Origin of the sequence: Furfurilactobacillus curtus, assembly GCF_045862785.1 — a bacterium.
GTDB classification, from domain to species: domain Bacteria; phylum Bacillota; class Bacilli; order Lactobacillales; family Lactobacillaceae; genus Furfurilactobacillus; species Furfurilactobacillus curtus.
Window position 1 is genome coordinate 71,932 of record NZ_BQXO01000007.1, and the last position, 12,940, is coordinate 84,871.

10 protein-coding genes are annotated in these 12,940 nt (G+C 42.6%); 7 read left to right on the top strand and 3 right to left on the bottom strand.

Annotated features, from left to right (window positions below; translation table 11 throughout):
- Nucleotides 1–212: 212 nt before the first annotated feature.
- Nucleotides 213–641 (bottom strand): ArsC/Spx/MgsR family protein, encoded by a 429-nt coding sequence (locus ACKTR2_RS09635; protein ID WP_407884877.1) that lies wholly within the window; start codon nt 639–641, stop codon nt 213–215.
- A gap of 382 nt (nt 642–1,023) precedes the next feature.
- On the opposite strand from ACKTR2_RS09635, the gene ACKTR2_RS09640 reads away from it, so the two are divergent.
- Nucleotides 1,024–1,497 (top strand): MarR family winged helix-turn-helix transcriptional regulator, encoded by a 474-nt coding sequence (locus tag ACKTR2_RS09640; RefSeq protein ID WP_407884879.1) that lies wholly within the window; start codon nt 1,024–1,026, stop codon nt 1,495–1,497.
- A gap of 348 nt (nt 1,498–1,845) precedes the next feature.
- On the top strand, nt 1,846–2,277 hold the full coding sequence (locus ACKTR2_RS09645) for a MarR family winged helix-turn-helix transcriptional regulator (RefSeq protein ID WP_407884881.1): 432 nt from the start codon (nt 1,846–1,848) through the stop codon (nt 2,275–2,277).
- A 230-nt stretch (nt 2,278–2,507) separates the two neighbouring features.
- Here ACKTR2_RS09645 and ACKTR2_RS09650 read toward each other — a convergent pair whose 3' ends face one another.
- A complete protein-coding gene (locus tag ACKTR2_RS09650; RefSeq protein ID WP_407884883.1) occupies nt 2,508–3,533 on the bottom strand; it encodes a lipoate--protein ligase in 1,026 nt (341 codons plus the stop codon).
- Nucleotides 3,534–3,828: 295 nt separating this feature from the next.
- On the opposite strand from ACKTR2_RS09650, the gene ACKTR2_RS09655 reads away from it, so the two are divergent.
- The 4 genes from ACKTR2_RS09655 (at nt 3,829) to ACKTR2_RS09670 (ending at nt 10,618) form a co-directional block, all read left to right on the top strand.
- Complete coding sequence (locus tag ACKTR2_RS09655) at nt 3,829–5,151, top strand: hypothetical protein (RefSeq protein ID WP_407884885.1); 1,323 nt, start codon at nt 3,829–3,831, stop codon at nt 5,149–5,151.
- Nucleotides 5,152–5,290: 139 nt separating this feature from the next.
- Entirely contained in the window at nt 5,291–7,423 is a 2,133-nt protein-coding gene (locus ACKTR2_RS09660) for a hypothetical protein (RefSeq protein WP_407884887.1), read from the top strand.
- Nucleotides 7,424–7,468: 45 nt separating this feature from the next.
- Nucleotides 7,469–8,998 (top strand): glycosyltransferase, encoded by a 1,530-nt coding sequence (locus tag ACKTR2_RS09665; protein ID WP_407884888.1) that lies wholly within the window; start codon nt 7,469–7,471, stop codon nt 8,996–8,998.
- A gap of 12 nt (nt 8,999–9,010) precedes the next feature.
- Nucleotides 9,011–10,618 carry a glycosyltransferase family 4 protein gene (locus tag ACKTR2_RS09670; RefSeq protein WP_407884890.1) on the top strand — a complete coding sequence of 536 codons (1,608 nt, stop codon included), beginning with the start codon at nt 9,011–9,013 and terminating at the stop codon, nt 10,616–10,618.
- Between the two features lie 102 nt (nt 10,619–10,720).
- Here the strand turns inward: ACKTR2_RS09670 and ACKTR2_RS09675 are convergent, their stop codons facing one another.
- Nucleotides 10,721–10,969, bottom strand: a complete 249-nt coding sequence (locus tag ACKTR2_RS09675) for a hypothetical protein (RefSeq protein WP_407884892.1) — start codon at nt 10,967–10,969, stop codon at nt 10,721–10,723.
- A gap of 289 nt (nt 10,970–11,258) precedes the next feature.
- Between ACKTR2_RS09675 and ACKTR2_RS09680 the strand changes: the two genes are divergently transcribed.
- Nucleotides 11,259–12,940 (top strand): Ser-Ala-175 repeat protein (locus ACKTR2_RS09680; protein ID WP_407884894.1); only part of this gene is annotated, 1,682 nt, incomplete at its 3' end.

Below are 12,940 nucleotides of genomic sequence, written 5' to 3' on the forward strand. Positions count from 1 at the left end.
TAATACGCCCGCTGGTTCATCGACGAGAAAGATTGTAAAAGCACCCATAAAAAATAAACACTGATTGTTGCTCCATCGGCAACGACCAGTGTTTATTTTTAATCACAAAGCTACTATATAAATAGGCTAATAAGTGAGTTGTTTTGAATTAGATAGCTGGTTTATTGTTAAAAATAGTTAAGTGAACGGCCTTAACTTGTTGCCACAATTAATCAACTGGCATCCGTATCGTTAAGCGCTTTCAATAACTTTGAGAATTCAGCTTCGCGTGTCTGGCGAGGGATGAAGGTCCGAACCTCATTGATTGAAAAGCCAGTTTGAAGAAGGTGGTGTTGGTAATCGAATATAATCGGAAAATGCAATAATGTAGCATCATCATGAATAAAAGATAAAAGTTCATGGAGTGGCATTTCATCAAGATTATGGTGTTGTGTTAAGGCTAAGTATGAAGAAGATTGATGGGATAAAAGGCCGTCAACGCCATTTTCAGAAGCGGCCAACATTTGCTTTAAATCATTTAGATCAATTTTGGTACCAGTGCGGCTGATTGGATGTTCACGAAATTCAATCCCGTGTTCATTAAGAAAATTCACTGCCCGTCTAGAAGGTAAGTTAGAAGTAATAGTGTATAAGTCAATCATAATAATGGCCCCCTCATATTTGATTAACCTGAGTATAATACTTTTAGTAAACCTTGTACATCATTTAAGTTGTACAAAATAAATTTTTTTATGGATGGTTAAGACTGGTATAGAGCGGTTTAGACCAATGCTGCCATCAAGAAAATATAGTTCACCCGGTTTAGCATATATGGTGGAACTAGTTATCATTGGATATTTTTAAGCGCGAAAATGATGAAGAATTTCCAAAAAGAATTTATTCGATCAGTTGTATATACAGCAAAGTGGTATAGTATGGCTATCGATTTATTGATATACCGGCTTAATATTTTTTGTACAGTGAAATTGTCTAATGATTTTTAAAACCGGTTTTAGTTAAGTGAAATGTTTGGGGGAGTAACAAATGACAGATTTAGAACTGATGCGTGCATTTGATGAGGAATATCTTTTCGTGGGTCGCTTTTTGAGCGAGTTTATTTCCGCTCCAGATCGTGAATATGGTTTGTCGCACGAGCAGTGGCTGATTTTAGAAGCAATTGAAGAACATGATCGGTGGTTACTCGCCGATTTAGCTGACATGCTGCATGTAACTCGGCCGGCGGTTTCTTCGAAAATAAGTGTGTTGGTACGAATGAGCCTCATTGAACAACAAGAGGATCCCGAAGACCGGCGTAAGAAATTTCTGAAGCTCACCGACAAGGGGAGAAAAATCTTAAAAAAGCTCCGAGATATCCATGCCCAACGTTTTCAAGAATGGCTAGCGGTATTGGGACGCGAAGAAGCGCAACGAGCATTGCTTATTGTACAGAAAATTGAAAAAGAATTAGTACCGAATGATCCATGGACAAATACGCAACATTTGCGAAACCATGAATAAACAGTCAATGATAACGAATAGAGCCATATATAGAAGTAGTGTTTGGAATTAACCAGACACTACTTTTTTTGTTGCAAGTAAGCCAAGTGACGTGGCATACCAGGAGTGATGCTACAAAATGATTTAAAAAACATTGTGATAAAGATACCATTTATAAAGATGATGGTGTAATATTTAATTGATTATTAGCAATATAATATATTTTGAGTAACTTTTTTAGCGTGTAACATAGCTTTGGTATACAATTTAACAAATAATTTATTAAGGATGAAACGTTTATTTCGTTAGTCTTGATGGTCGTATCCTCAGATAAATGAGGTTAAAAATGATTGATTAGGAGAGTTCTTTATGACAGACAATGAATTATTTTCAGCTTTTGAACAAGAATATTTTTTTGTTGGACAGTTTATTAATGACTTTGTCGGGGTGCCGGACAAGGCCGCAGGAATTTCACATGAACAGTGGCTTATCATGAAAGCCATCAAGACACACGAACAGTGGCTGTTAGCGGATTTGGCCAAGATGCTACGGGTCTCTCGCCCGGCCGTATCGGCTAAAATCAGCGGCCTGATTAAGTTTGGTTATATTCGTCAGCAGGAGGATCCGACTGATCGACGTAAGAAATTCTTATACTTAACGGACAGTGGCGAAGCGATTGTTGAAAAGCTAGATCAAGCTCATCAAGATCGGTTTCAAAAGTTGGCTAAAACGCTGGGGAAGCAACGGTCAGAAAATTTGCTGAGCGCGATTCAAACGATTGAGTCAGCGATTACTGCTTGAGAGGCAGAGTTTCAAACGGACAGTGATGATCGACAATGGAATGGCCGAGCTTTTGCGATTTTACTGGAAACGATCAATACAGCTGGCGATCCTTGGCACCATTTCTTATTTGGCACCAAGCAATATTAATTCGAAGCAAAAAACGGTTTGATTTCCGATAATTCCAGGAAAATCGAACCGTTTTTTTGCTACTAACTAAGCGGGCCCCTAGCTCATTTTTTACCCGATAATTAATGACCTAAAATCAGATTTACGAGCTCTTCAACCGGCATGTTGCCGATATTGCTCTGATAGTCACCGGCAGTTAGGGCAGCTGTGAGACCTTGCTGAGTGAATGGCACACCAAGCATGACTGCATCAACGATCGCCGGATCGCCACCATTGATAAAATCACCATACGTTTTGAAAGCGGAAATTCGCTGATCGTTTACGCTAAAGTTGAAGGCCACCGTGCCAATATCAAAATGGTGACTGCGGTACTGGTCGTAACCAGGGTTCTTGCCGAAGTTCCAAGCATCAGTGTCATATTTACCGGCGAGACGCTGATCAATGATCGACCAGTCATGGTCATTAAGGTGGTAAGTTTCGATCTTTGACAAATCGTTAACGTTAAAAACACGTTTCAATAATTCTGTTCTAAATTGTTCAATGGACAGATTTTGAAATTCAGGTCGCAAATAAGACATGATATTAGTCACCCGACTATTCACTGAGCCAACTCCTTTGGAGGCTAATTTCTCCGCATCCGGCGTCAAAACAGCGGAAGCAGCTTCAAGATTCAAGTTGTACATTAAGGTGCCACCAGCTGCGAAGGCATCGCCAGCTTTAAACATCGTCATCCCAGAGAATTTTTGGTTGCCAAGCACCATATCATTTCGGCCACGAAGCTGTGCTTGAGTGGCCCCCATGGCTTGTAAGGCTTTTAAAATTGGATCTGCGAAGACATTGAAATGGCCAAAATCACTGGTGTCTCCGATAACAATATTTTCAAAAATTAAATTTCCGAAGTCGTGATAGACAGCGCCACCACCAGAAGTGCGACGCACAAGTTTGATGTTGTGATCTTTTAGGTAAGGCAGGTTGACTTCGTTATAGGCATTTTGATGAACGCCGATAATAACTGCTGGTTGGTTGACATAAATCATTAGACCATGGCCGGATAAGTGTAAATCATTGACTAGATAGTTATCTAAAGATTGATTAACGATGGGATCATAGACCGGTTGACCATTGCGCGTTACATCATATAAGAACATCTGTGTCCTCCAATTTAAAAATGTATTCGCTTACACATTTTATTCTACGACTTTTGGGAGTCATGAGACTAAATTAAATGAAGCTCATGGAGCAAAAAAAGCATGTTGACCAGCCCCAACATGCTTTGCTTGCGTGTAGCGTAGCTCGCAAACGTTCTTAGTGTACCATATTTAAATATTTGTTCTGCACATTTTCGTGCAGAAACATTTTATAAATAGTACAATTTGTTTGATGTATTAATAAAAATTAATGTGATAAGGCGTGATGGGATCATGATTTTGGAGATGAATGTGCATGCAAAAAGAAACTGAACGAGCCCGACCAGGCTTGCAGCAGTTAACAATGATGATGCTAGCGGTGAGCGGTGTTGTTTTTGCGACAACCGCCAAAGTGTTGGCTGATCCGATGATGCAAACGACTGTGTTAACTAACCAATCGAATACATTGTTTGGTAAAACCAGCCTAGGCGATACAAGTGCATCCAATCAGAGTGGTGAAACCGTAAATCAAAATCAGTTAGCCATCGAGCGCCAGGCAATGGCGTCAGCTGCTGAGGTTGTCAACCAAGCCCAAGCTACGAATAGTTCTGCCCAACAAGTTGTCAGTCAAGCGGTGAGTGAAGTAACCCAAACAACTAGTTTGGCTGATTCGGCCGTCAGTGCTTATCCAGAACAACCAGCATTGCAGCAGACTGCAATGCAAGCAAGCTCACAACAGCAACAAGTTGGTAGTGAGACGGTTAAAATTAGTCAAGTAGCTAATGCGTTAACTTCCCGGGCGACAGCTTTTGATCGTTTGGCACAATTCAGCGGAGACGATCAATTACTTGTAAGTGCTGTTAAGCAGGCAACTTCGATGGCTGGAGATTTAAGCTTATTGGCCGACCAAATGCGGTCGTTTGCCATTATTGCAAATGGTTGGCGAGTGATGGCTGGAAATAATGTTCAAACTATTCAACAGTTACTGTTGAACCTTCCAGCCCAGCAGAGTGGTTCCTTGACCGGCCAACCAGTCATGCTTTGGCAGCCGAACTTTGAACATTTTATGCCAACGGTCAGGGAGCCAGGGGTTAAGACATCTATCCTGAAGGCTTCGTCACCTCAAAGTTCGAGCAATCAAATGTACGTGAACGCTGTGACGATGCAATCACAAGCGATGCCTAAGGAAACTGGTGAACATTCACAGGGCATTCGGTTATCTGAACAGACAGCTGTTCAAAGACCAGGTGAGAGAAAGGCACATGTCAACAAACAGCAGGGGATCTCGTCAAAGACCCACCATCGACATACGAGAGTCATCAATCGAATAGTTAAATCGAAAAAAGTAAGCCGCCTGAACGAATTGAGACAAACACTGCAATTTATGGGCGTCTTAGCAATGATTCTAGCCGTAACATTGATTTATCGAATGATTATTCGCAAAGTTATTGTTATTAAAGATGGCCAGTATCTCATTTCCCGTAATGGTCAGGTTAGGTTTGCATCAGTTAGTGTTAATTCAGCAACTGTACTTTCGAGCTATTTTGCAGCTAAACATTTATTGAGTGGTGAGCATGGATATGTGATTGTTTCTGCTCATAAATTCAAGACAGCGATTCGTAAAAAAATTAGAAAATAAATTTTTAAAAGCCTGTCAAATAGGTCACGAAATCATTTATACAACTATTTCTTTTAAAAATAGTTTTGCTAAGGAAAGATATTGTTGTAGTATTGTTTTTATAAAATGTTTACATTTCTGTTGTGTAGGAGATAGTGGGATGAAACTTTTCGGTAGAAAGAAATATGATAATCTCGTTGATTCACTAGCCAAACGCGAAGAAGATGATACATCGGCCCAAACCAAGGATGCTGTTGCCAAAACGGTGGCTGCTCCTGATGCGCCTGAAAAATCTGCGGAGAGTGTGCAATCGCAAGCAAAGTCAAACGCTAAAGAGGAAGACTCCGTCGCCTCATTGTCTGGCTCTTTTGCCATGCTTGGTGGTGCCGAGATTGTTTTCGGTGGCGATCCGAGGTCGTCACAAACGACCATTAAAATTGACGCAGATCAGGATCAAGCAGAGGCAGTTAATCAAGCAGACGCCGATTCATCCGCTGAGCCAAGAGATGTACAGGACCAAGCAAGTGCTAGTCCGTCTACGGGTACTGATACTGGTAGTGATAGTTCCACTGAAGCTGAGTCAGTGGAGACAAAAGATGAGCCACAACAGCAGGAAAAAGATAACGAAGATGAAGTTCTTGCTGCGGTTAGAAAAGCGGCTGGTTTAGCGCCAAAAACGGATGAAAATACATCATCGATTACAAAAGCAGATGCAAGCGATGATCAACAACAAGAGGATGCCATGACAGACGCAGAAAAAGCCGCTAGTACGGCGACTAGCAACGTAGATTCAACAGAGCCAAGTGATGAAAAGGTAGCAGCCAGCCAAGTAAGCGAAGCAGCTAGTCAGGTTGATGATGAGAGCAAAGACCCTTCTGCCACGGTTAAATCGGAAAATGACGGTAGTGAGTCAGCTGCTGATATGGATCGAGATTTATCTGATCAGGATAGTGAGACAGAAGATCAAGTTATTGATGCTAGCAACGTGGATTTCAGTGCGTTGGAGGCCGAGGTAGTTGAAAGTGATGAAATTCACCCCATCGATTCTGATTTGGATGAAGAAAAGCATACTGACGATGATACATTGACATCAATCGACGAAGCTGTTGATGAAACTAATACTGATACCGCAACAGTCGATTCAATTGATCCAGCCCCAGAAGAAATTTCGGATTCGGTTCAAGCAGGTCAGGATGGCGTTTCCCAAGACACGGCTGCAAGTTCTAGTGTGGAACAGCCAACCCCATCAAAGGAACAGCCGGTCGCCAGCACCGCAGATTCTGTGGAGGTAACCATTCCGGAGGATCCGGATCGTGAACTGACGGAACCGGTTGCCCCAAGTGATACTGAGAATGAAGAGCAACCAGTGAGTGTTCAACAGAGCCAAACACTGGTTAACGCCACCATTTCTCAGCAATACAATAACGTGCTTTCACAAAATAGCTTATTACTCTCGCAAATTGAGCGGATGCAAGGCGTCAACGATAAGCTCAATAAGCAAATTAGTCGGTGGCAGGAATATCGTAATGAGGCGACTGGCTATATCAACAACATTACGATTAAGAGCCAGGATCAAGTCCTGAAGTTAAAGAAGAACCAAGAAAAAGAACTTGATGATGTTAACGAAGCCTGGTTACAGAAATTTGATGAACGGTCAGCAGAAGTCGATCGAAAGTATCAAGAGTTTGAAAAGCGGATTCAAGGCATCATCGCTACTGAAAGCCAAGAAAAGGCCGATCTGCAAGATCAGATTACTAAACTTCAAAAAGATAACATGACGCTCGACAGTGAAGTCACTACGCGCGGTTTTAAGATTAATGAACTCACCGCAAGCCTCGATGAGTTGAAACAAAGTAATGAAGACTTAGAGGCGGCCAAGCGTGAATTGACGGATGAATTAAGTAAGGCTGTCAATGATTTGAATATTGCGGCAGAGCGTTCACAGTCTGCAACTAACGAGGTAGCGGTACTCAAGAAGGAAAATGCCGACTGGAAGGACAATTTAGCTCAAGCCAAGGTTGAGTCACTAAACGCCTTTAATAAGTCAGAGAGTCGTATGGGCGCTACAATTGCTGAATTGACAGAAAAATTGGCTAAGGCGGAAAGCGATAAACAGCAAAGCCAGAATAAGTATTCAGCCAGTTTACAGCGGCAACATGAACTTGAAAGTACGGTCAGTGATCTGAACAAGCAAAATAAGACGTTGCTTGATCAAATCAGCGAAATGGAAGCCGGCGACACGAAAGACTATATGAGTGTGCCAACGTTTGAAAATGATTTTCCACAAATGTAAAGCCACGTTTAATTCATTATTCTTAATTAAGAAAGAGGTTTTTTTGTGAATTACTTTGTTAATGAAAACATTTTTTCACTCAACTCAGGGACAGAATTTTCTGCCGCAAAACGAATCCAACTGTTTAAGGAGCATCAAGTTCCCGCAAAAATGCTAACGCGCAATTATAATCCGCAGCTGGTTGATGATACACAGCGCATTGGTTTAGAACCAACGGATGTGTTGAATATGTACAATTACTTTCAAGAAGTTACTGATGTCGCCAAACAAGACGTTGATGTCCGTTACACAGAGGTTATCGACAAGAATACCTATCAGATTGAAGGCGTTGATCCTAATGAGTCAAAGCTGAACTATCATGGTCGTACCATTGGTAAGGTGCTTATCGCACCGGCAACAGTGGGTTTGGTGGGTGCCTTTGAATATTACAATGAGATGAATGATACGGTGGCCAAGGACATTTGGGACCGGCGGGGATTCAAATCGTCCACTCAGTATTACCATCCGGATGGTCAAGAAGGCCCGCAAGTATTCTTCGATTTAACGGGGAAACCTAAAATTGAAAAAACCCGCATGAACATCAATGGGGACTTACATACCACGATGTACAAGCTATTAGATTACAAAGGGCGGGCTTGGCGGTTTAACTCGGAAAATGAGTTCTTCGGTTTTTTCATGAATGAATTGGCGCAACAAGAACCAAGCGTCTTTATTAATGATCGTCCCTCGCTAATCAATGAGGTTGCCGGGATTAAGAATGCGGTTGGTAAATGGCAGTACTTGCATAATGCTCACGAAATTAATACGGCCCAACGAGGCGGCTCAAACAAGGTCTTTGACTACATGGAGCCACTCTTCAAGACCCATATGAATGATTTTGATGGTGTGATTGTACCGACACAGACACAGGCTAAAGAAATCACGAAATTTTTTGGTTTCCACCATGTGGCAGTGCTGTGGGATACTTTTAGTGAACCGCATGAACCTAAAGCTGCGACTGAACGGGATAAAAACAAAGTCATCTTCACTGGTCGCATTTCCCCTGAAAAACAACCCGCTCAAGCAATCGAAGTATTTGCCCACGCTAAAACCAAACGGCCTGATTTACAGTTAGAATTCTATGGCTATAGCGCAGATGAAAAATTGAATCAAACGCTAGCTGACTTAGCTGCCAAGTTGGGCGTTAGCGATGCTGTTCATTACAATGGTTATCAAAATGCGTCACAGTTTGCTGAAAAGATCGCCGATGCCGCGGCAATGATTAGCGTCTCGATGACGGAAGGCTTTGGTGATAACATTCTTGAGGCCATGAGTTATGGCATACCGGTAGTGGCTTATGACGTTAAATATGGTATTGCTGAATTATTAGATAAGACTACCGGTGCGACTGAGCCCTTAAATGCTAGCGAACCACTGGGTGAAGATTTGGCCAACTTATTAGCCGATGAAAACGATGCTAAGTGGCAAACGGCAATTGAGCAAACTCATGCTAAGGCGCAAGAGTTCAATGAAGAGCACGCTTGGCAACAATGGGAAACGACCCAGGCCAAAATCAAAAATCTGTTTGTGAAGTAGGGGAGTTAACGGATGATATTTTTTATTAATTCAAGCTTTAATAAAAAGAATTCAGGGATCGAACATGCCCAGTTAAAACGGGCCGGGCTTTTTCGTGACAATAATGAACCATTTAAATTAGTTTTTCGTGATTGGAATCCCCGGATCCACGACTTTCTTCACGATGTGGGTGTTACGGATGCGGAAACGCTGAATATGTTTGATTATTTTCAAGGGACTGAAACGGTGCCAACGAAAATTCTCCATGTTGAAGACCTTGATTTTGGTTTAACTGATTTGAGTTTCCTAAAGGAATCAAATAATCATCGTTATATCGTCACTCACGGTGATCAATTTATATCGCGTGTCAATTATTATGGCGATGATGATGCCGAACGCATTAGCTCTGTAGAACAATTCGATGGTTTTGGCAATTTGTATCGCGTTGACAATTATGACTTCCGCGGTTTTAAAACGTTATCTCAATGGTATACACCCGATAATAAGATTGGCACCGAGGTCTGGTACGATTTAGATGGGCGTCCCGTCATCGAAACGTTCAACCGTTATGACGGACGAGGTCAATATATCAAGACTGGCTGGCGTTTAACGGAGACTAGCGGGGCAGTTTATAGTTTCGCTAATATTGAGGAGTTAACCCTCCATTTCTATAATCGTCTCAATGAGGATTATTGGAATGAGGATGAACCAAACGTCTTTATTATGGATCGGACTCATTTAGCAGACTGGCACTTACTTAATTTAGACCGGCAAGCCTATACGGTCTTACATTTGCATAATTCTCACGCTGGGGATGCACAAGATCCAATGCACTCCGTGATGAATAACTTCTATGAATACGGGTTAACGAACGCTAATCACTATGATGCGATTATTTCTGCCACCAAGAAGCAGACTAATGATGTCCGTCGGCGCTTTAAGCCTAAGAGCAAGTTGTTCACAATTCCTGTTGGCGTCGTTCCCAATGAATTACTTGAACGAGAACGGGTGCCGATGGCAGATCGAGTGGCTGGTAAAGTCTTAGTCACTGCACGAGTGGCACCGGAAAAGCGGATTGATCATATTGTTGAAGCGGTGGGGATTGCGAAGCAACAAGTACCCAATATTTCCCTTGATGTTTATGGTTATATTGACCACCGAGACAATGATCAAGCCATTAAATCGATCAATAAAATGATTGAAAAATATCATTTACAAGATAGTGTGACAATTAATGAATATGCGGATAATGTCGGCGAATTACAACGGCAAGCGCAAATCTATGGTTTAGCTTCGATTATGGAAGGATTCAACTTATCCCTGATGGAAGCCATTAGCAATGGGATGGTTGGCGTCACTTACGATGTCAATTACGGCCCTAACGAACTGATTGTCGACGGTGAAAATGGCTACGTGGTGCCATACGAAGGCATTCAAGCAATGGCAGATAAATTTGTTGAATTATTCAGCAACCCAGATGAATTACAAGCGATGTCAACGCGTTCTTATGAATTGGCAGAACGTTATTCTGAGAAGAATGTGTGGCGTGCTTGGCAACGATTACTGGTGGACGCCAAAAAGAAACACTTAGAATACGTTGAAAACATCGATCACGGATTAGGTGATCAACGCAAAAAGTAATACGAATTTAGCTTTCCGGATTAGGCGATTCGTTTAAAAAGCAGCTCCATTGCCAACTAGCAATGGAGCTGCTTTTTGAATTTGCTTAGATTATTAAGGTTCTTAGTCTTTCAGGTAAAGCTTTTTGGCATCTTCATAGGATTGGCGGTAACATTCGAGGTTCTCCGCCTCGCTGAGGGACTGTTTGTTTTGCATGAGTAACTGGACATTCAATCGAGCGAAGGCCAAGGCAAAATCGTGAGATCGTGCGTCCTTTAGTTGTTGAGCTTGCTGGTCTTTTTGACTCTCAGCCAGTTTGGTTAGCTGTTCAAACGGATTGGGATTAGTGCTCGGAATATTGTTGTCAGGCATAGTGAATTTTCTCCTTAACTAAGTATTTTTATAACGCACTTATCATACATTTAAAATTATCTTTAAGCTACTACTATAATTTAAACTATTTTTTGGTCCCAATCCTATTATGAATTGTCTGTAAAATCGTGATAAAACGTCGCTTTTGCAGCTTATATTAAGAAACTATTATCTAAGAACATAGTGTACGTGTATAAAATTGCCGATAAAAAAGCTTTAAAATATTATAGATTTCGCTATAATATGTTGTGTACCATGCAATAAATCTTTTTTAAGGAACGTGGGGGCTATGAAAAAAATTCGCGAGAATAATGATCAGCCTGAAACGAAGAATACTCATTTCAGGAGTTACAAGGCTGGTAAGCAATGGATGTTTGCTTACAGTATCATCGCTGTCTTAGCCGGTGGTGGTATGGCCGTGACACAAGCAACTGCTGTTCACGCTGATGTGACGTCAACAACATCAAACGTCTCAGCCGTTCAATCTACTACTGGGGGCAACTTTGCTAAACAAGCAACCGCAACTTCCACAACACCGACTAGTGCTGCACCAACCAGTGCAACACAGTCAACAAGTTCAGTAGCACCAAGTAGTGCTGCTACGTCAAGTGCGACACCTTCGAGTGAGACCCCATCTAATGTTGTGGCCTCAACAACTTCTACTGGAACCCAGGCGAATGATGTGAAAGTTACTACGACTTCTTCAAGCCAATCAACCAATCAACAAACGACTGTGGAGACGCCAACAGCAAGTGACACACCAACAAATTCCACGCCAAGTGCAACTTCTCAAGCTGCAGTGCTAGCCGATATGACTAATGCAACTAGTCAGACTTGGACTTCAGATACTGCGGAAGGCGGAATTGTTACAACCGCTAATAATGTCACCATTTCTGCTGGTGATACATCGTTGGATATGTTAGCACCCGCCGATAAAGGTAATTGGGTTGCTGCCACTGGAACTGGCAGTCTGGCAACGGTTAACCCTGCGTCAGGAGTCTCCGTGGTTATTAGTGTTGCTGCTAACGACATTGATTACACGCAAGCTTATCCTGGTACTACCAAAGTTGGACCAGTTTGGCAGGTTAACGATGGTACGGACCAGACATTAAATGCGACAGCCGCCGCAGCCGCTGGACATCCTGAATTAGCCGGCACACCAATTTGGAATCCTGACACTGATCGCAATACACCAGGAACTTATGCGGTAGAGTGGCAAATAAACGGTAACCAGCCGAACATTGGTCACTCCTTGAGTGTGACTCTTGCTGGGTTCACTTTGATTACTGTGGTGCCAAATGGGCCAACTTCCAGCGAAATCAGTGATACAGCCAGTCAGGCCAGTAGCACCGCTGATTCAGCGTCGGTCGTTGCTAGCACTGCTTCCACTGTAGCCAACAGTGCCAGCCAAATTGCCAGCACAGCTAGCTCAGTCGCTAGTTCGGCAAATACGATTGCTTCGAGTGCTGCTAGTCAGTATCCAGACAACGGTAGTTTGCAAAGTTTAGCTACAGTTGCTTCCGACGCAAACAGTACAACAGCAAGTTATGCAACAAAAGCCAGCTCTGATGCTAAAGCTGCCAGTGATCTAGCTGCAACAGTTAGTGCAGCTGACACGCAAGCCGTTTCTGCCGCTGGTGCTGCTAACAGTGCCATTGCCGCTGGTGACCTTTCTGCCGCTTCTGGCTTTGCAAGTACAGCATCAGTTGCTGCTTCAGTTGCTGCTTCCAATGCAACCTTAACCAGCTCGGCGGCTAGTCAAGCAATGAGTGAAGCTCTCGAAGCTAGCAAGGCAGCGATTATTGCTTCTGCTGCTGGAAGTTCAGCTGGCAGCATTGCGGCTGGCTTGAATGATGATAGTTCGGCTGCTTCAGCTAGTTCGACTGCCAGTGATGCTAGCAGCACAGCTAATTCAGCTTCTGTTGTTGCTAGCACTGCTTCCACTGTAGCCAACAGTGCCAGCCAAATTGC